The organism is Rhizobium sp. AP16, assembly GCF_000281735.1.
In the GTDB taxonomy this organism is placed as follows: domain Bacteria; phylum Pseudomonadota; class Alphaproteobacteria; order Rhizobiales; family Rhizobiaceae; genus Rhizobium; species Rhizobium rhizogenes.
Genome location: NZ_AJVM01000006.1, coordinates 19,475 through 39,471 on the forward strand (window position 1 = coordinate 19,475; position 19,997 = coordinate 39,471).

At 60.8% G+C, this 19,997-nt stretch carries 16 protein-coding genes; 10 read left to right on the forward strand and 6 right to left on the reverse strand.

The features are described 5' to 3' along the window. Window positions 1-40 precede the first annotated feature (40 nt). Entirely contained in the window at window positions 41-1,072 is a 1,032-nt protein-coding gene (locus PMI03_RS04715) for a GH25 family lysozyme (protein WP_039973626.1), read from the forward strand. 47 nt (window positions 1,073-1,119) lie between these two features. Here PMI03_RS04715 and PMI03_RS04720 read toward each other — a convergent pair whose 3' ends face one another. After that, on the reverse strand, window positions 1,120-1,872 hold the full coding sequence (locus PMI03_RS04720) for a GntR family transcriptional regulator (protein ID WP_034522229.1): 753 nt from the start codon (window positions 1,870-1,872) through the stop codon (window positions 1,120-1,122). Window positions 1,873-2,079: 207 nt separating this feature from the next. Here PMI03_RS04720 and PMI03_RS04725 point away from each other — a divergent pair, with 207 nt between their 5' ends. The 5 genes from PMI03_RS04725 to PMI03_RS04745 all read left to right on the forward strand — a co-directional run bounded on the left by PMI03_RS04725 (window position 2,080) and on the right by PMI03_RS04745 (window position 6,857). Further along, the gene (locus tag PMI03_RS04725; protein ID WP_007690410.1) at window positions 2,080-3,336 is read left to right on the forward strand and encodes an ABC transporter substrate-binding protein; all 1,257 of its coding nucleotides are present in this window, start codon (window positions 2,080-2,082) and stop codon (window positions 3,334-3,336) included. A gap of 114 nt (window positions 3,337-3,450) precedes the next feature. Further along, the gene (locus PMI03_RS04730; RefSeq protein ID WP_039973627.1) at window positions 3,451-4,551 is read left to right on the forward strand and encodes an ABC transporter ATP-binding protein; all 1,101 of its coding nucleotides are present in this window, start codon (window positions 3,451-3,453) and stop codon (window positions 4,549-4,551) included. Next, window positions 4,548-5,438 carry a carbohydrate ABC transporter permease gene (locus PMI03_RS04735; protein ID WP_007690413.1) on the forward strand — a complete coding sequence of 297 codons (891 nt, stop codon included), beginning with the start codon at window positions 4,548-4,550 and terminating at the stop codon, window positions 5,436-5,438. Before PMI03_RS04730 ends, PMI03_RS04735 begins: the two co-directional genes overlap by 4 nt. Window positions 5,439-5,443: 5 nt before the next feature. Further along, a complete protein-coding gene (locus tag PMI03_RS04740) occupies window positions 5,444-6,337 on the forward strand; it encodes a carbohydrate ABC transporter permease (RefSeq protein WP_052034254.1) in 894 nt (297 codons plus the stop codon). Between the two features lie 19 nt (window positions 6,338-6,356). Beyond that, entirely contained in the window at window positions 6,357-6,857 is a 501-nt protein-coding gene (locus tag PMI03_RS04745) for a GNAT family N-acetyltransferase (protein WP_007690415.1), read from the forward strand. 108 nt (window positions 6,858-6,965) lie between these two features. Here the strand turns inward: PMI03_RS04745 and PMI03_RS04750 are convergent, their stop codons facing one another. Beyond that, on the reverse strand, window positions 6,966-9,527 hold the full coding sequence (locus tag PMI03_RS04750; protein WP_007690416.1) for an FAD-dependent oxidoreductase: 2,562 nt from the start codon (window positions 9,525-9,527) through the stop codon (window positions 6,966-6,968). A 495-nt stretch (window positions 9,528-10,022) separates the two neighbouring features. On the opposite strand from PMI03_RS04750, the gene PMI03_RS04755 reads away from it, so the two are divergent. From PMI03_RS04755 to PMI03_RS04770, 4 genes are read left to right on the forward strand one after another with little or no spacing between them, the layout of a single operon-like run. Continuing rightward, complete coding sequence (locus PMI03_RS04755) at window positions 10,023-10,520, forward strand: spore coat U domain-containing protein (RefSeq protein ID WP_007690417.1); 498 nt, start codon at window positions 10,023-10,025, stop codon at window positions 10,518-10,520. Between the two features lie 21 nt (window positions 10,521-10,541). Then, window positions 10,542-11,261 (forward strand): molecular chaperone, encoded by a 720-nt coding sequence (locus PMI03_RS04760; RefSeq protein WP_007690418.1) that lies wholly within the window; start codon window positions 10,542-10,544, stop codon window positions 11,259-11,261. Then, the gene (locus tag PMI03_RS04765) at window positions 11,233-13,647 is read left to right on the forward strand and encodes a fimbria/pilus outer membrane usher protein (protein WP_007690419.1); all 2,415 of its coding nucleotides are present in this window, start codon (window positions 11,233-11,235) and stop codon (window positions 13,645-13,647) included. Before PMI03_RS04760 ends, PMI03_RS04765 begins: the two co-directional genes overlap by 29 nt. Before the next feature lie 15 nt (window positions 13,648-13,662). Beyond that, window positions 13,663-14,610, forward strand: coding sequence for a spore coat protein U domain-containing protein (locus PMI03_RS04770; RefSeq protein ID WP_007690420.1), 948 nt, complete (start codon window positions 13,663-13,665; stop codon window positions 14,608-14,610). Between the two features lie 30 nt (window positions 14,611-14,640). On the opposite strand, the gene PMI03_RS04775 is transcribed toward PMI03_RS04770, so the two are convergent. From PMI03_RS04775 to PMI03_RS04790, 4 genes are all read right to left on the reverse strand, one after another. After that, window positions 14,641-15,978 carry an NtaA/DmoA family FMN-dependent monooxygenase gene (locus PMI03_RS04775; RefSeq protein ID WP_007690422.1) on the reverse strand — a complete coding sequence of 446 codons (1,338 nt, stop codon included), beginning with the start codon at window positions 15,976-15,978 and terminating at the stop codon, window positions 14,641-14,643. A 45-nt stretch (window positions 15,979-16,023) separates the two neighbouring features. Then, window positions 16,024-17,376 (reverse strand): LLM class flavin-dependent oxidoreductase, encoded by a 1,353-nt coding sequence (locus tag PMI03_RS04780; protein ID WP_007690424.1) that lies wholly within the window; start codon window positions 17,374-17,376, stop codon window positions 16,024-16,026. Window positions 17,377-17,439: 63 nt separating this feature from the next. Further along, on the reverse strand, window positions 17,440-19,122 hold the full coding sequence (locus PMI03_RS04785) for an ABC transporter ATP-binding protein (RefSeq protein ID WP_007690426.1): 1,683 nt from the start codon (window positions 19,120-19,122) through the stop codon (window positions 17,440-17,442). Then, complete coding sequence (locus tag PMI03_RS04790; protein ID WP_007690428.1) at window positions 19,119-19,991, reverse strand: ABC transporter permease; 873 nt, start codon at window positions 19,989-19,991, stop codon at window positions 19,119-19,121. Before PMI03_RS04790 ends, PMI03_RS04785 begins: the two co-directional genes overlap by 4 nt. Window positions 19,992-19,997 lie beyond the last annotated feature (6 nt).

Below are 19,997 nucleotides of genomic sequence, written 5' to 3' on the forward strand. Positions count from 1 at the left end.
TCGATTGTGCTGTCGATCCTTGTTTTGCGTGCGGGCTCCTATGCGTATTTCGGCTGTATCAGCAATCCTTCTTGCCTCCCTGGCATTGTCAGGTTGCTCCACCAGTTCCGGTGCGGGCGACCTCGCAGCCGGTCTACCATCAGCCGAAACGACGAATTCCATTGCCCGGTCGGACGGCCCCGTGCCCTCAGTAAGTGTCGGCGAGGTGATCGCGCAGGCGGAACAGCAGCAGGGCTTATACGCTCCATCAGCGCCAGGTCCGCGCCCACAAGCGTTCCTGTCGGTGGCCAAGACGGAAGGCACCCCGCTTCCCGCGGAAAGGCCCGTGGCGTTGCTGATGCCTGCCAACCCCAGGATCAGCAGCATAGCGCCGCTGGCGCGTTCGCCGATCTACGCCCGCCGTTTTCGCGACGCCAAACCGATCAATTTCGGCGTCTCCTCGCCGAGAAAGCTTGCCGTGCACGGTGTCGACGTTTCCCGCTGGCAGGGCGATATCGACTGGCAGACGCTGCAAACGCAGGGCGCGAACTTCGTCTACATCAAAGCGACCGATGGCGGCGACCATCTCGACCCGATGTTCAGGCAGAACTGGCGCAAGGCCAAGGAGGCCGGGCTGAAGCGCGGCGCCTATCACTTCTTCTATTGGTGCCGGACCGCCGGCGAACAGGCCGACTGGTTCATCCGCAACGTTCCGAAGGAAGCGGGTGCATTGCCGCCGGTGATCGACGTCGAATGGAACGGCGAATCGAGCTGCAAGCAGCGCGTCTCGCGCGAGCGCGTCCTCGAAAAAATGCAGACCTTCATGGACAAGCTGGAACGGTACTACGGCCAGCGTCCGATCATCTATACCGCACCGGATTTCTATCGCGACAATCTGAGGGACGCATTTCTCGAGCACCCCTTCTGGTTGCGCGCGGTGGCCGAACATCCGTCAAAGGTCTATCCGGGCCGCAAATGGCTGTTCTGGCAATATTCAGGCTCAGGCCTGTCGCATGGCGTCGAAGGCCGGATCGACCTCAATGCCTTCCATGGCAGTGAGGACGAATGGCACAAATGGGTGGCGACGAACTGAACCCCGTAACCATCCGATAGCGACGGGTTACAGTCGCGCCGACCGGTTCAATATTGTGTGAAATCGCCGGTTTCCGACTGCAGCAGCGTCAGCGGATAGCGAGCCGGATGGTGCACGAGCGCCGTCATGTTCACCGGCCGATTGCGATCGTCGAAGGCGATCTGGTCGACGGTCAGAACGGCGGCCGGCGGCGTAAGCTCCAGGATAGCCGTTTCCTCATCGGTGGCGATGCGCGCGCTTAGCGTCGTCTGTCCGCGCTTCGGATAAATCCGGTAGCGTTCGCGCAATTCCGCATAGAGAGAGCGGTTGGCAACGCCCCAGTCGAGATCCAGAAGGCCCGCGACGCGGCCGGCGGGAATCCAGTCGGTCTGGATGACCGCCGGTATATTGTCGATCAGACGCAATCTGGTCAGCACGACCACCTCCGCACCGGGCGCGAGGAACAGCGGACGGCTTATGTCGAGCGGTGCGCGAACGATGCTGGCTTCGATCAGGCGATGACCGGGATTGCGGCCGTTGGCCAATGCGGTGCTGGTGAAACTCTTCAGAACCTGCAGCTCGAATCCGCCGCCATGCTCGGTGACGTAGAGCCCCTTGCCCGGCTGGCTTTGCACCACGCCCTGCTGGATTAATTCGCGGATTGCGTGGCGGACCGTGATGCGGCTGACATTATAGAGATCGACAAGTTCGCGCTCGGACGGCAGCTTGCCGCGCAAGGGAAGCTTGCCGTCGCGGATGGACGCCAGCAAGGCTTCGTACACTTGCTTGTGCAGCGGGCGCGGATCGCCTCGATCAACCATGTCTTGTGTTTCAATCAACGTTCCCTTGCTCTGGCGCGTATTCAAATGCCGTTTCCCTCGCGACCTCATTCAGGCCTTCGCCATCTTTGACGCAAATCTCTTGAAAGTCCATATTGACATGACTGGTCATAACCAGTCCTATTAACGTCAAGGAGCCGTAGAGTTCCGCACGATGCCGAAGCGTTATCACAATCAAGGGAACAGTTCATGTTTAGGAAAAGCCTTGCCGCCCTCTCGCTCTGCGCCGGCCTTTGGACGGTCTCGGCCCATGCCGAGACGATCTCCGTCTTTTGCGCCCCGACGGAATTCGAATTGTGCACCAACGTCGCCAATGCCTGGAAGGAGAAGACAGGCAATGAGGCGAAGATCAACAAGATGCCCGCGCTGCTGGACGATGCGATCCCGCTTTATCAGCAGTTGCTTGCGGCGAAATCGACCGACGTCGACGTCCTGTTTCTCGATGTCATCTGGCTCGGCATGTTCAAGAGCAACCTGCTCGACCTGAAGACGCTGGTCCCGCAGGCCGATCAGGACAAGCATTTCGCCTCGACGCTCAATGCTGCAAAACTGGGCGGTAACCTCGTCGCCATGCCCGCCTATATGGATGTCGGGCTGATGTTCTACCGCAAGGATCTATTGGAGAAATACGGCAAGCAGCCGCCGAAGACCTGGGACGAACTGGCGGCAACCGCCAAGGAAATCCAGGACAAGGAACGTGCAGCCGGCCATCCCGACATGTGGGGCTATGCCTGGCAGGCAAAGAGTTATGAGGGACTGACCTGCGACGCCATCGAACTTATAGCCTCGAACGGCGGCGGCACGATCATTTCCGACGATGGCAAGGTAACAATCGACAATCCTCAGGCCGCCGAGGCAATCGGCAAGGCCAAGGGCTGGATAGGCTCGATCAGCCCGGACGGTGTACTGAATTACGACGAAGAAGCGTCGCGGGCGATCTTCGAGTCCGGCAATGCGGTCTTCCACCGCAACTGGCCCTATGTCTGGGGCACGTCGCACCAGGCGGGAAGCGCCATCATCGACAAGGTCGGCGTCATGCCGCTGCCGGTCGGCAAGGAGGGGCAGAAGTCCAGCGGTTGCCTGGGGCCGATGTATTACGGCGTATCGAAATATTCCGCCAAGCCGAAGGTCGCCGCCGACTTCGTCAACTTCATCACCGGCCCGGACATGCAGAAGATGCGGGCGCTCAAGGATGCGGTCAATCCGTCCATCCCGGCGCTCTATAGCGATCCGGAGATCCTGGCAAAGATCCCCTTCCTCAAGGACAACCAGCAGGCCTTCGCCGACAGCGCCGTGCGCCCGTCCGGCTACACCGGCACCAGCTACAACAGGGTGTCGCAGGCCTTCTATCGCACCGTCCATGACATGCTATCTGGCGGCGCCGACATCAAATCCGGCCTGACGTCGCTTGCCGGCCGGCTCGAGAAACTCAAGGAAAGCCGCTGACACCAAGCTTGAGCGCCGGCGGGGAGATCTTATCTTCCCGCCCGCCAAACGCGCCGCTGTCTCGCCGCCGCTTGGAGGTGGCGAGCTTCCATGATCATAAGGCCCGGGTGTAAAATGGCATCGGTTTCGCTTGAATCCGTTTCGAAGAGCTTTGGTACGCATAGCGTCATTCAGGACGTCAATCTGCAGATCAACGACGGCGAGTTCGTCGTCTTCGTCGGTCCGTCCGGCTGCGGTAAGTCGACGCTTCTGCGCATTGTCGCCGGACTCATCTCCGCATCGAAGGGCGTGGTCAGCATCGGGGGCGACGATGTCACCGATGTGCCGGCCTCCAAGCGCGGCGTAGCATTCGTCTTTCAGTCCTATGCGCTCTACCCGCATATGAGCGTCGCGCGCAACATCGGCTTTGCGCTGGAAACCCTGGGCATGGGGCGCGATGCGGTCCGGCAGAAGGTCGCATCGGTCGCGCGCATGCTGAAGGTCGATCATCTGCTCGAGCGCCGGCCGCGGGAACTCTCCGGTGGCCAGCGCCAGCGCGTGGCGATCGGTCGGGCGCTGGTGCGCCAGCCGGAAATATTCCTTTTCGACGAGCCGCTTTCCAACCTCGATTCCGACTTGCGTATGGAAATGCGTATGGAGATCGCCAAGCTCCACGACGATCTCAAGACGACGATGATCTATGTGACGCATGATCAGTCCGAAGCCATGACGCTCGCCGACAGGATCGTCGTTCTCAACCATGGCCGTATCGAGCAGATCGGAACGCCGCAAGAGCTTTATCACGCGCCGGACAACCGCTTCGTGGCGGGCTTTATCGGCAGCCCGCGCATGAACTTCCTGCCGGTCGCAATGCGCCAGGCGGCGGGTGCCGGCCGGATCGAAGGGCCTGGCGGCCTCTCCATCGGCGCCGCGGTGCAGGCATCGGCCGAGCCCGTCACCGCGATCGGCATTCGGCCGGAAGCGCTGCGCCTCGTCGATGCGCTCGAGGGCCGCATCGTCGGCACGCTGGAGCGCGTCGAGGATCTTGGGCACGAACATTTCGGCTATTGCCGTATCGCGGACGATGTCATCTGGGTGATCCGGCTTGCGATGGCACCTGCCCAGCATCTCATCGGCAAGCCTGTCGGATTGGATTTTGCCGACACGGCGATGTTTGTCTTCGATGCCGAGGGTAAGCGCCTGGCGCTGGATAGTCCGGAGGCAACCGATCAATGAGCGCTCGACTTGCCCGCCGGGATCACCGGGCCGCATGGCTGTTTCTCGTTCCCATTATCGTGGTGATGCTGGTCGTCGCCCTTTGGCCACTCGCGCGCACCTTCTTCTTCGCCTTCACGGACGCCTATCTCGACAATCCCTCCGCCTATTCCATGATCGGCTTCGATAATTTCATCGAGGTCATCCAGGATCGTGGCTGGTGGGTTGCCGTCAAAAACACCCTGATCTTCACCGTGATCTCGGTTGCGATCGAAACGGTTCTCGGGATCGCCATAGCACTTCTCGTCAATGAGGCGATCCCCGGCCGCGGGCTTGCCCGCGCCGCCATCCTCGTTCCCTGGGCGATCCCGGTCGTCGTCTCGACCAAGATTTGGGAATGGATGCTCAACGACCAGTTCGGCGTCATCAACAAGCTGCTCATCGAACTCGGCTTCATCGACCATGGCATAGCCTGGACGGCCAACAGCTCGCTGATCATGGGCGCCGTCATCTTCGTCGATGTATGGATGACCACGCCTTTCATGGTGCTGCTGATCCTCGCCGGCCTGCAGCTGATCTCGCCGGAGATCTTCGAGGCCGCGGAAGTGGACGGCATTCCAGCCTGGAAACGCTTCTGGTCGATCACCCTGCCGATGCTGCGGCCAGCCATCGGCGTGGCAGTGCTGTTTCGCGTGCTCGACGCGCTCAGAATGTTCGACCTTGCCTATGTCATGGCCGCCAGCAACGAGAATGTCATGACCGTATCGATCTACGCCCGCGACAGGCTGATCAGCTTTCAGGAACTCGGTGTCGGCTCGGCCGCATCGACCTGGGTATTCCTGCTCGTGGCACTTGCCGCGATCATCATCATCGGGGTGCTTCGCCTCGACCGGGCAGCGGGGCACTGACGCAAATGGCAGACGCAATCACGCAAGGATCCGGCATCCAAAAACCCCAGCGCAAATCGTCCTCCTATTATCGAATGAGGCGGCGGTGCGTCAGGGGCCTGCAGATCGTGGCACTCCTGTTCGTGCTCTTCTACACGCTCTTTCCCTATTATTGGGCTTTCGTCTCTTCGACCAAGCAGGGTGCTGCACTTTACCACTCGGCGCTTCTGCCGGCCTTCGACTTCACCTACTACCGGCAGCTGATCGACAATCCGGTGTTCATGAGATCTCTTTTGAATTCCGTCTATGTCGCTACGACAACGACGTTTCTATCGCTCATCATCGGGCTTAGCGCCGCCTATGCACTCGGCCGTATCGACTTTCCACAGCGGCGCGCGATGCTGATGATCGTGCTGATGGTGTCGATTTTCCCGCAAGTGGTCGTTCTGTCGGGCATGTTCGAGCTGATCAACTGGATGGGGCTCTTCAATCGCCCGAGCGCGCTGGTGCTGACCTATCTGCTCTCGACGGTGCCGTTCACCACCTGGATCCTGACCACCTTCATCCGAGAGTTCCCCCGCGAGCTCGAAGAAGCGGCGATCATCGATGGGTGCTCGCACTTCCGGATTCTGATGAAGATCCTCCTGCCGCTGATGGGGCCATCGCTTGCGAGCACCGGCATTCTCGCCTTCATCCTCGCCTGGAACGAATTCCTCTTCGCACTCACCTTCACCCTCACCGACGAGAACCGCACCGTCCCGGTCGCCATCGGCCTGATTGCCGGCACCAGCCGCTTCGAATATCCTTTCGGGCAAATCATGGCAGCCTCCGTCACCGTGACGCTACCGCTCATCATCGTGGTTCTTTTCTTCCAGAGGCGGATCGTCGCCGGCTTGACGGCAGGCGCGGTGAAAGGCTGAGGCGGCAAAGGATAGACCGATGGACATGCTTGTTAAGCTCTATGAATTGAAGCCGGACCCGGCGCTGCAGAAGCGGATGGACAGCGAGGGGATCGTCATCCGCAGGGTGCTAGCACCGGAACTCAACGCTCTTACCTCCTGGATCCAGCCGCTGTTCGGCGTGGGCTGGGCGGCGGAGGCGACGGCCGCCACCATGCGCCAGCCGCCGACCTGCTTTATCGCGGTCAAAGATGACGTGCTGGTTGGCTTTGCCTGCCACGAGGCAACCGCGAAGGGTTTCTTCGGGCCGACCGGCGTCGATCCGTCGATGCGCGGCAAAGGTGTGGGCCAGGCACTGCTGCTGACGACGCTTCTGGACATGCACGCCCAGGGCTACGCTTACGGTGTGATCGGCGGCGCCGGCCCGATGGAGTTTTATCGCCGGAGCGTCGGCGCGATCCCGATCGAAGGCTCCGTGCCCGGCATCTATCGCGGCATGCTGCCGCTTGCCAATCCGAGCGAAGTGTCGGAATCCGACTGACATCGATGCCGCCACGACTGGAAAAATCAACGCCGCCTGGAGATCACCTCATCCAGGCGGCGTTGATTTATGCATGAGCCTTGAGAGGCAGAATACGGATAGCTCCGCTTAGCTTCTCGGCTTCAGGTTTTCAGGGTCATAGAGCGGCTTGTAGCCGATGCTCACAACCTCGACCGGATAGGTCTCGGTGAAATATTCGACATTCAGCTTGCGACCTTCCTGGCAGTAAGCCCAGGGCAGATAGGCAAGGGCAATATTCTTGCCGATGGTCGGACCGAAAGCGATGGAGGTCGTGTAGGAACGGCGACCGAGCTCATCGATCAGCACCTTGCCGGTTTCCGGGTCCATGACCGGGAGATTGCCGACCGGGTAGCGCTTGACGCCATTTTTGTCGGTGTTGTCCGTCATGACCAGCGTGCAAAGCATGGCGGGCTGATGATCACGGGCTTTGTACTCCAGATGCTTTGCCTTACCACGGAAGTCGGCTTCCTTGACTTTCGGACGGGCAAGATCTGCCTCGATCAGATTGTACTGGGTGAGAAGGTCGGCATTCTGCAGGCGAAGGCTCTTTTCCATACGACGCGAGTTCGCATAGGTCTCGACGCCGAAGGCCATCACGCCGGTGGAGCGCAGCGCATCCCATACGGCAAGGCCGTCCTCGTATTTCATGTGCAGTTCCCAGCCCTGCTCACCGACGTAGGAGATGCGGAAGGCGGTAACAGGCTTGCCGCCGATCTGGATCTGCTTGATTGCGGCAAAGGGGAAGTTTTCCGCATCGAGCCCGGCCGGATCGGCCACCACCTTCTTCAACGTCTCACGGGCATTCGGCCCCCAGATACCGATGGTGATGAACTTCTCGGTGACGTCGGTGATGGTGACGTCGAGACCCCGATCCTCGGCGACGCGGCGCATATAGTGGAAGTCGCGCGGACCGGCATCGGCACCGTTGATCAACCGGCAACGGTCGGCCATGCGGATGACGGTAAAGTCGGCACGCACCATGCCCTCGTCGTCGAGGAAGTGGGTGTAGATACCCTTGCCAATATTGCCATCGCCGCCGATCTTTGCGGCGCACAGCCATTCGAGCAACTCGACATGATCAGGCCCCTCGATGTCGACCATGTGGAAATGCGAGAGATTGACGATACCGCAATCCTCACTCATCGCGAGATGCTCGGCGTTGGAGACACGCCAGAAGTGGCGGCTGTCCCACTCATTCTGACGCACCGGCACGCGATCGCCATACTTCTCCAGCAGGTGCTCGTTGGCGGCATAACCATGCGCGCGCTCCCAGCCCCCGAGCTCCATGAAGTAGCCGCCAAGCTCCTTCTCGCGCTCGTAGAAAGGCGAACGCTTGACGTTGCGGCCCGAGGCGTAGGGTTCGCGCGTATGCACGGCCGGGAAGTAGATCTTCTGGGCGGCTTCATAGCAGCGGCCCTCGATGAACTCTTCCGTCAGCTGGTGCGGATAGAAGCGCGCATAGTCGATGCTGTTGTGGTCGATCTCGGTGCGACCGTCGGTCATCCAGTCGGCGATGAGCTTGCCGTAGCCCGGACCGTCCTTCACCCAGATGGCGACGCAGTACCAGAGGCCGCGTACCTTCTGGCTTTCGCCGCAGGACGGACCGCCGGCGGCGGAAACCTGCAGCAGGCCGTTGAAGGAATGACCCTCATTGTAGCCGAGCTCGCCGAGGATCGGCGTCAGTTCCATGGCGCGCTCGAGCGGCTCGATGATCTGCTCCATCTCAAGGTCGCGCTGCGAGGGCGACAGGCGCGCCTCGTGCTTTTCAAGGATGTCGCGCGGGTGGCAAAGGCGGGGATTGGTGGTCTCGTAGTAACCCCACTCGATCTGGCCGCCTTCCGTCGTCTTCGGATCGCCAGTGTCGCGCATATAGGCGGAATTGCCCTGGTCTCTGAGCAGCGGGAAGCCGATGTCCTTGCCCGTACCTTCGAACTCGTTATACGGCCCGAAGAAGGTGAGCGGATGATCGACCGGCATGACCGGCAGGTCTTCGCCGACCATCTCGGCGATCAGGCGGCCCCAGATGCCGGCGCAGACGATGACGTAATCGGCCATGATCGTGCCGCGATGCGTAACCACACCCTTGATGCGGCCACCCTCGACAATCAACGACTGCGCGGGAGTATTGCCGAATACCTTCAGCTTGCCGGACTTCTCGGCTGCGTCCACCAGCTTGCCGGCGACGGTCTGCGAACGCGGAACGACGAGGCCGGCATCCGGATCGAACATGCCGCCCTGCACCTGATCTTCCTCGATCAGCGGGAACATTTCCTTGATCTCGGAGGGGGTGACGAGGCGAACATTGGTGCCGAAGGCCTTGCCAGAGGAAGCCTTGCGCCGGATCTCTTCCATCCAGGTGTCGTCACCCGTGCGGGCAACCTCGAGGCCGCCAATGCGGGCGTAGTGCCCCATCTTCTCGAAGAAATCGATGGAGTACTGCGTGGTCCAGACCGAGAGATAATCATGGCTGGTGGTGTAACAGAAATCGGAAGCATGCGCCGTCGAGCCGATATCGGTCGGGATGCCGGATTTATCGATGCCGACGATATCGTCCCATCCGCGCTCGATCAGGTGATGCGCGATCGATGCGCCAACGATACCGCCCAGGCCAATGATGACGACCTTGGCCTTCTGGGGAAACTCTGCCATTGCTTGCGACTCCGAACTTTGGATTTGCCGAGACATTAGCGCGAGCGGCGACGTCATCGGTGCTTTTCTGCGACATTATCAAAATGCATCACGACCAGCCCACGGGTATATGGCCGCAAAAGATTTTCAAGCTCTGACATCAGATGTCGAAGAACGACAAACCGTCCTAACAGGCCGGGCTCAACCCGACAGATGCGAATCGGTTTGCCGAGCGAACGACGGTCCAGTCTTCTATTGGCAAATAGCCGAAGCAAAGAGGCTCCGTATCCGCTCCAGCCGAGTCGCAACAATATAGTTTATAATTTGTTAACTTTTTCACGAAAGCGAACCGAATATATTCCGGTAATTCTTCAGTAAGTATCATTTTACTGCGGGAAACCTCTAATTTCCCAGGAAAAGAACTTAATATCTTTTTGCCTTGTTGCCATCACGATCCATATATGATTAATTTAGGATATTAGCAGGTTCGTGGGGAAGCTGCGGAGGGGACTACATATGTTGAAAGCGCTACGCGGTGCCTTACTCGTCGGTGCTGCAATCTTCATCACAGAAGCACCCGTCATGGCTGCCACGGCGTCCGGCAATATGACGGTTCGGATCGTCATCCAGGCAGAATGCAAGGTTCAAAGCGCCAGCGATCTCGATTTTGGCACCAAGGGCGTTCTCGATGCCACGAACGACCAAACCAGCTCCATCGGCGTTCAATGCACGACGGGGCAAACCTATAATGTCGGCTTGAGTGCCGGTGCGGGCGCCAGCGCGACCACGGCCGTTCGCCAAATGACCGGCCCGGGGGCGGCGACGGTCAATTACTCCATCTACCGTGACAGCGGACACACCCTTCTCTGGGGCGTGACGGCCGGGACGGATACGGTAGCAGGCACGGGCAACGGCAACGTGCAGAACATCCCGGTCTATGGACGGGTTCCGGCGCAAACCACACCGGCTGCCGGCACCTATACCGACACGGTGGCGATTACCGTCACCTACTGAATTCATTGCTAGGAGGCTGCTATGCAACGCATGTTTACATGCCTTGCCACGATGGCGCTTGTTCTCTTGAATGCTTGTCTTGCAAACGCCGCCTCCTTGCGCGCGGCGCCCACCAATCTTGAGCTCATCGCGCCTGACAGCACCGGTGTGCTCAACCTGACCAATGATGGCGATCATCCCATCAACGTGCAGGTGCGTGTCTTCAAGTGGAGCCAGACAGGCGGCGTCGAAAAACTGGAACCGACGACAAACGTCGTGGCCAGCCCGCCGGCGACCAAGATGGCGCCGAACGCAGGCTATACGGTCAGGGTGATCAGAACGACCAAGGCGCCGGTACGGACCGAGGAGACCTATCGCGTCATCGTCGATGAGCTACCGGATCCTTCCCGCGCAAAGGCCGGCACCGTGACCTTGATCGTACGCCACTCCATCCCCGTCTTTTTCAAGAATGCCGATGCCAAGGCGGCTGATGTCTCCTGGAATCTGAGCCGGCAGGGCGACAGCCTTTTCCTGACCGGCAAGAACAATGGCGCCAGTCGCTTTCGTCTGTCGAACGTCATCCTCAAGCAAGGAGCCACGAAAATCGGCGGTCGCAACGGCCTCGTCGGCTACGTCCTTGGCGGCACAACAATGCAATGGCCGATCGGGAGCGCAAAATCGCTTTCCGGCGGCGCAGTAACCTTACAAGGCCAGAGTGATCTTGGGCCGTTCAATGCCAATATCGCAATCACGAAGCGCTAGCCTCTGGATCGCCATTGCATGCTCCATTTTCTGCGTCTCCGCGCTGCACGCGCAAGAAGTGCCAAACGAGCCGGCAACGGCCAATACCGATGACATGCCTGCCGATGCGCGGGATCTTTTTCTTGAGGTGTTCATCAACGATGCTTCGATGAAGATGATTGGCAACTTCAAGCAGCAGCCTGACGGCTCGCTCAAGGCAAGCGCCGGAGAGCTTCGCGAAGTCGGCATAAAGCCACCGGCAGGCGCTGCCGACGACGCGTTGATTGAGCTCGACAAGCTGCCTGACCTGTCCTACCGCGTCGATGCGCAAAACCAGCAGATCTACGTGACAACGACGAATAGCGGCCGCGCAGCGCGTATCATCAATATCGGGACAAAACAGAGGAATGACATCCCGGAACCCCAGTCCGGCTATGGAAGTGTGCTCAATTACTCCCTCTTTGCCAGCTCCAATAGCCTGGGCGACAGCGATGCCGGCCTGTTTCAGGGTATTTCCGGCTCATTCGATGCCCGCGTCTTCAGCCCTTATGGCGCGCTGAGCCAGTCGTTCATAGCCGGCTATTCCGATGGCAGCCTTGACGGCATAACCAGGCTCAACACGACCTGGAGCTACTCCGACCCCAAGAAGCTGATAACCTACCGGGTGGGCGACTTCACCACCGGAGGTCTTTCATGGACCCGCCCCGTCTATTTCGGCGGCATCCAGGCGCAGCGCAATTTCGCGCTGCGATCCGATCTGGTGACGGAACCCCTGCCCGCATTCGAGGGAACGGCGGCGGTTCCCTCCACGCTCGAAATCTACACCCAGAACGTCAGGTCCTATTCCGGCGACGTTCCGGCCGGTCCATATCAGGTCACCAACCTGCCGGTATTTTCCGGCGCCGGCGAGGCCCGCGTCGTCCTGCGCGACAGTCTCGGGCGCGAAACAACCGCGACGCTGCCGTTCTATTCGTCAAACCGGCTCCTGCGCCAAGGCCTGTACGACTTCTCGGTCGAGGTCGGCGCTCCGCGCCGCAACTTCGGCATCGAATCCAGCGATTATGACGGCCGCATCATGGGCGTTGCCACGGCGCGCTACGGATTGACGGATTGGCTGACCTTGGAAAGCCATTTCGAGGGCGGGGCGAACCTGCTCAATGGCGGCATCGGCGCCGCCTTTCCGATCGGTGCCTGGGGTGTCGCATCAGCCGCCGTCGCCGGAAGCTCGAGCGGCAGCCGCTCAGGCGCATTGTTCAACGCCACGCTGGAAATGAGCTACAATGACTGGTCGATCTACACCCGCATGCAGCGCGCCTTCGACAATTATGACGACATAGCATCCGTTACGGCCGAGCCGACGTCCAACGGCTCCGGGCAGTTCACCGTGCTCAGCGCCGGCGTGCCCCGCGCCATCGACCAGATCACTTTAAGCGTTCCCGCGCCACTGGATCTATCCAGCCTCAACCTTTCCTACACAAGATTTGAAAATGCCGATGGCCGGAAAAGCCAGATTGCCGGCCTCTCCTATAGCCAGACCTTCAAGCGGGCGAGCTTTTACGCCACGGCCTTCGCCGATCTCGACGACCGCAAGAGTTTCGGGATTTTCGCCGGCCTTTCCATACCATTCGGAAACAACATCTCCGCCAGCACCGGCATCGAAAGCGGCCCCGACGGTTTCAATGTCGTGGCCGATATCTCCAAGTCGGAGCAGCCGGAAGACGGCAGCATCGGTTGGCGCGCGCGGACCTCGGAAGGTCAGGACGCAAACCGGCAAGCGTCGATGAGCTATCGCGCGCCTTTCGCGCGTTTCGAGGCCGGCGTTCAGCAGTATGACGGGAATGTCCGCGCCACCGGCCAGATGGACGGTGCCATTGCCGTTGCCGGCGGTGATATCTTTACCTCCACCCGTATCGATGACGCCTTTGCCGTTGTCGATGTCGGCACGCCGGGCGTCGAGGTCCAGCAGCAGAACCGACGGGTCGGCAAAACCAACAACAGCGGCCGCATTCTCGTGCCGAACCTCAATTCCTATGAGCCGAATACCGTATCCATCGACCCGAAAAACCTTCCCATCGATGCCGATGTGCCGGCGACGAAGGAGGTCGTTGTTCCCGCCGCCCGTAGCGGCGTCGTTGTAAAATTCGGCGTCTCGGAAACCCCGAAAGCCGCGCTGATCACCATCACCGATAAAAACGGGGTGCCTCTTCAAGCCGGCCTCAACGGCAAACTGCAAGGGACGAGCGAAGAGTTCGTCACCGGCTATGATGGCCAAGTCTATCTCCGCGGCCTGGGCGCGCGAAACGCAATCGACATCTCGCTCCAGGACGGCAGCACATGCCACGCCGAATTTCCCTACAAGCCTCAACCGGGCAAACAAGTCGTCATCAATGACGTGAGATGTTTGTGAGCCAAGGATCAAGGAATGCTACGCGCAATCGGTTTCCTGCTTTTCTCGCTGTTGCCTTCCCTGTGTCTTGCGCAAAGTTGCAGCTTCACGGCCACCGACATGAGCTTCGGTCCGGTCGACACTCTGACCGGCGGCCCCGTCAATTCGATAGCGACGATAAGCGTCAGCTGCACCGGAGATCTTCTCACGCAGCGACGTATCCTGATTTGCCCCGGCATTGGCGCGGGCAGCGGCGGCGCGTCTTCGGCGGCGGCGCGTCAGATGCTGAATGGAACCCACACCCTGAATTATCAGCTCTATTCCGATTCCGGCCGGAGCATCGTCTGGGGGTCGAATAACTGGGCTTACCCCGCCAAGCCACCCGCTTACGCCGTGAACCTGAACCTGCTTGGGTTCGTCAATAGCTCCACAACCCTCTATGGGACCGTGTTGGGTAGCCAGGGCGCAGCGGCGCCAGGGCCTTATCTTTCGGCCTTTGCGACAGCCGACACCTATTTCATTTATCGTTACAGCGCCGACACCACTTGCGATGCACCTGCGGGAACGCTGACAGGCGTGTCCTTCAACGTTAACGCCAATGTTGCCGCCAATTGTCTGGTCAGCGTGGGGAATGTCGATTTCGGTACCAGGGGCGTTCTGAGCGCCAATGTCGACGCCACAGGCTCGGTAACAGCGACCTGCACAGCCGGAACGACCTATACGATCTCCTTGGGCGGCGGCCTCGCGAATGCCGCGCCGACGGCGCGCAAAATGTCGAAGGCGGCGGAAACCGTGACCTATGGGCTCTATAAGGATACGAACCGATCTCAGCCCTGGGGCGATGCGACCACGCCGGGCAGCACGGTGGCGGGAACCGGAACCGGCGCCGCCCAAGTCTTGACCGTCTATGGCCGCGTGCCTCCCCAGACCACGCCGACGCCTGGAACCTATACCGATACAGTGGTTGTGACGCTGACCTATTGATTAAAGACGGTTTCGCAGCCTCGAAACGGCTTATCGACCGTTCACTTGGCGAGCGACCGCCTCCCTGTCGTGAAGTATCCACGGTTTCGGTAGTTCGAGGTTGGCGCGGAAGTCACCGTCAAGATAGTCCATGTCCAGCAGCGAGCGTTTGCGCAGTTCAGGAAGGAGCCCGTTCAGCAGCAGATCCTCCTGGTCCGGGTTGCCGAGACCGTGGAGCGAAATGACGTCGAGCACGCCGGCCCGGAAACGCTCTTCCAGGGCATCGGCAAGCTGCTCCGGGGTGCCGGCGACCGACCAGTGGCCGGTTTCCTGTGCCTGGATGATCAGCTCGCGAAGGCTGAGCCCCTGTTGCACATAACGACGAAAAATCTCGACCCGGCCGCGCCGGCGGTTAACGCTGTCGATCTCCGGCAGCAGGCTCTGAGGCAACGCCTGATCGAGCGACAGGTCCGACAGGTCGATATCGCCCCCCAGCATGTCTGCAAGCTTCAGCCGGCCCTTCTGATAGTCGATCTTTTCGTGTTTTTCCCGAAGGCGGCGCGCGACGTCGGCCTCGCTTTCGCCGATGACGGAGTGGAAGGAGTTCATCACCAACGGCAGATCGGCACCGCGACCGAAGCCGCGCGCTTGCCGTCTCAACTCCCCGACGAAGGCGATGGCCGCCTCAAGTGTCGGCTGCGAGGTGTAAACCACCTCTGCATAACGGGCGCCGAGTGTCACACCCTCGGTAGACTGGCCCGCCTGAAACAGCACGGGGCGGCCCTGCGGCGGTGGCGGAACGTTCAACGGGCCTTGAACCTGAAAGTGCTCGCTGCGATAGTCGATGCGGTGCAGCTTGGAAGGATCAACGCTGATCGAGCCGCTGGAACCACGCCGTGCAGCCTCCGGACTATTGGCGTCAAAAAGCGCATTGACCACTTCGATAAATTCGGTAGCGCGCGCATAGCGCTTTGCCGGATCCGGCAGTGTGTCGCCTCCGAAATTTTCCTCGCCGACGGAAGACGTCACCGCGTTCCACGCCGCCCGTCCGCCGCTTGCATGATCCAGCGTTCCGATCAGGCGCGCGAGGTTATAGGGATGATGGTAAGTGGTCGATACCGTCGCGATCAGGCCGATATGCGATGTCACCTGACTGAGCGCGGCCAGCGCCACGATCGGCTCCTGCGTCCCCGTCGTGCCGGAAAGACCATCCGGATCGGCATGGAGAAGGTCGGCCGTGAACAGACCGGTTATCTTTTCCGCTTCCGCCTTGCGCGCAAGCTCGACGGACCGCCGCGCACCGGCCATAGGGCTCTCATCATTGGACGCAAAGGCGAAATTGCCGGCGCCAACCAGCGTCTTCAGGCGGCGGGGACGAGCGATAGTCATGTGGGAACTCCTGGATTCTCAATAACGCATGGTTCTCGCCGGCGCCTAGCTGGCGCGCGCGAGCTCTTCCTTCGGTGTTGCGGCATAGCGATTGACCGGAAAGGGCAGACCGAGATGGTCGCGCAGGGTTTCCCCTTCGTAATCATGGCGAAACAGACCGCGCGCCTGCAGGATCGGGATCACCTGGTCGACGAAATCGTCGAAGGCGGTCGGCGTCCCGCCCCTGACGATGAAGCCATCGGTGGCGCCGGCCTCGAACCATTGCTGCAATCCGTCGGCGACCGTCTCCGCCGTGCCGATAAAGCTCGGAAGCGGCGTCGCGGCCTGGAGTGCAACCTGGCGCAAGGTGAGACCGCGTTCGCGCGCATTACTCTTGATCGTATCGGTCGTGCTGCGGAAACTGTTCTGACCGAGATCGCCAATATCCGGGAACGGCGCGTCCAGCGGATATTGCTTGAAATCGTGATGCTCGAAATAGCGACCGAGATAATCGAGCGCATTTTCGATCGTCACCAGTTCGGCCGTTTCCCAGTATTTGCGCTCGGCATCCTCGGCACTTTCGCCGACGATGATGCTAATGCCCTGGAAAAGCAGCAGATCGTCCTCGCTACGGCCATTCTCCACCAGTTGCCGCTTGACGTCCAGGTAGAATTCGCGAGCCAGCTCGATCGTCTCCTGCCGCGTATAGATCGCGTCGGCCTCACCGACGGCCAGCTTCTTGCCGTCCTCCGAAGCACCCGCCTGGAACAGGATCGGCCGGCCCTGTCGCGATCGGCCTACATTCAAAGGGCCTTCGACGGAGAAATACTCGCCCTTATGATGAAGGGTATGCAGCTTGTCCGGGTCGAAGAAAACACCGGTCTCCTTGTCGCGAACGAAGGCATCGTCCTCCCAGGAATCCCAAAGACCCTTGGTCACCTGCAGGAATTCCGTGGCGATGTGATAGCGCTTGCCATGCTCGGGATGCTCTGCCCGGGAGAAATTCTTGGCCGAGCCTTCGAGCGGCGACGTGACCACATTCCATCCGGCGCGACCGTCGCTCAGATGGTCCAGGCTGGAGAACTGACGCGCGACGGTGAAGGGATCGCTGTAGGAGGTCGAAAGCGTGCCGACGAGGCCGATGTGCGAGGTGGTCGAGGCGAGACCCGACAACAAGGAGATCGGCTCGAAACGGTTGAGGAAATGCGGAATGGATTTGTGATTGATGTAGAGCCCATCGGCGATGAACAGGAAATCGATCTTGCCTTCTTCGGCCTTTTTGGCGAGCGCCTTGCAATAATCAAAGTTAATGCTGGCATCCGCAATCGCATCTTTGTGCCGCCAGGCGGACATGTTGCCGGACGCGCCCTGGATGATGGCGCCGAGCCTGATCTGCCGCTTTTTCGTCTTGTCACTCATCGTCACGTTCCTTGATGATCGTCAATGTCGCAAGCTGCTCACGGCCAATTGCGGCCAGGCAGTTCACGCCAAGGTGGGAATGGCCTCCAAGAGGGCCTGGGTGTAGCTGTGCCGGGGTGTCGAAAAAACCGTGCCGACATCGCCTGTCTCGATAATCCGCCCTTCTTTCATCACGACGACACGGTCGGTCAGATGATGAACGACGCCGAGATCGTGCGAGATGAACAAGAGCGAGGTGCCGGAGGCGGCTTGAAGCTCGGCGAGCAGATCGAGGATCTGCGCCTGGATGGAAACATCAAGCGCGCTGACCGGCTCATCCGCGACGAGCAATTTCGGGCGTGGGGCAAAGGCGCGGGCAATCGCAACCCTCTGCCGTTGCCCGCCGGAAAGCTCGCGCGGGTAGCGGCCGAGAAAGTTGGTTCCCAGGCGCACCGCGTCAAGAATTTCGATGACCCTCTTCCTGCGCTCGGCACCGAAAATGCCGACCGAATCCAGGCTTTCGCCGACGATCTTTTCCACCGTATATCGCGGATCGAAAGAGCTCAGCGCATCCTGCGCGATCAATTGAATGCCGGCACGCTGCGCCCGGCGCTGTGCCTCGGTCAGCCCGCTCCAGGGCCGCCCGTCGACGAGCACCCTTCCGGCATCGGCAGCAACGAGGCCGAGGATGATCCGCGCGACGGTCGTCTTTCCCGACCCGGATTCGCCGACGATGCCGAGGGCTTCGCCTGCGGCCAACCGGAAGGAAACATCGTTGACAACGTGGGATGCCGAAGCACCGCTGCCATAGCGTTTCGACAGGTGTTCGGCGACAAGCATGCTTCGCCGCGCATCGATCTGCTTTGCGGGAAGAGGAATTCTCAGCCGCTCGGCACCCTTTGCCTGCGCCGGTACCTTTGTCAGGCCCTCTGCTTGCGGCTTGCCGGCGTCGTCGCTGGCGGGCGCCAGCCGGTAGCCACGAGAGTGCGCGGACGGGATCGCATCAAGCAACTGGCGCGTATAGGGATGACGCGGTGCGGAGAGGATTTCCTGCGTGCGCCCTTCCTCCACGACCTCGCCATTGCGCATGACCAATACCCGGTCCGCCAGCCGCGAGACCACGGCCAGGTCATGGCTGATCAGCAGCAATGTGTTTCCGGCACGCCGACGCTCCGCCAGAAGGTCGAGGATCTGTTTCTGCACAGTCGCGTCGAGCGCCGTGGTCGGCTCATCGGCGATCACAAGGGCCGGCTGCCGAGCAATCGCAGTCGCGATCAGGGCACGCTGGCGCAATCCGCCGGAAAGCTGATGCGGATATTGCCGCAGGCGCCGCTCCGGGTCCGCAATGCCGACGGAGCGCAGCAAAGCCGCGCTGTCGTCCCGCAGTTCGCGACGCCGCAGCAGGCTACGGTTTCCAATCGCGTCCGACAATTGCTGCGAGACGCGGCGTAGCGGATCCAGCGACACCAGCGCATCCTGCAGCACGAAGCCGACCTTGTGCCCTCTAAGGCGCCGCCAGTCTCGTTCGCGAAACTCAAGCACACTCTCGCCATCTACGTCGAAGATATCGGCGCTCACCGTCGCGCCGGGGCCGCTCAATCCGACCAGCGAGCGTGCGGTCACGGATTTGCCGGAACCGGATTCACCCACCAGAGCCACGGATTCCCCGCGCTGGATGGTCAGGTCGAGACCTCGGACGACGACATTCGCCTCCCCTGCCCCCGGGAAAGCGATAGTAAGGTTGCGGACGTGAACGAGCGGGGTCATGCGCGCCTCCTGCCTTCGAAGGCGGCTTGCCATTGCCGTCCAAGAACACTGACGGAGATCACCGTGAGCGTGATGACGACACCCGGCCAGACGCCGATCCACCAGGCGACGCGCAGATAGTTGCGCCCCTCCGCCAACATGGCACCCCATTCCGGCGTCGGCGGTTGCGGGCCCATACCGAGAAAGCTCAGGCCGGCGGCGCTGATGATCGCGGTGCCAAGGCCTATGGTGGCGAGGATAGGGACCTGGGCGATCGCATGCGGCAGGACATGCCGCAGGATCAGCACGGCCGGAGCGAGGCCGAATGTCCGCGCCTGTTCGACATAACCGGATTCGGCAATGACGAAGGTTTGAGCGCGCACCACCCTGGCAAAGCGTGGGATAGAGGCGACGCCGAGGGCGAAGATGAGATTGTAGGTACCGGGGCCGGTAAAGGAAATCAGCACCAGCGCCAGCAAGAGATCGGGAAAGGCGGAGACGACATCCAGGAAGCGGGTGATCGCCTCATCGATCAACCCTCGCGCCAGCCCGGCGGCCAGCCCCAGGATCGATCCCACGGTCGCCGCGATCACCACGGCGCTAACGCCGATCAGGATGGAATAGCGCGCGCCATGGACGACGCGGGAAAAGACGTCCCGGCCAAGCTGATCCGTGCCGAACCAATGCGCGGCATCCGGCGGCAATTGCGCCTGGAGTGGATCGGCGGCAATCGGATTATAGGAACTCAAGAGATGCGGCCAAGCCGCTCCGAGAGCCACCAGAAGGAGGAAGGTCGAGGCGGCCAGCAGGCCAGGCCGGGCGACGGCAGCCACAAGGATGCGCCGGAAATTGAGACCGGCGGCGGGTGAAACTGTTGTCGAGAGGCTCATGTCGGA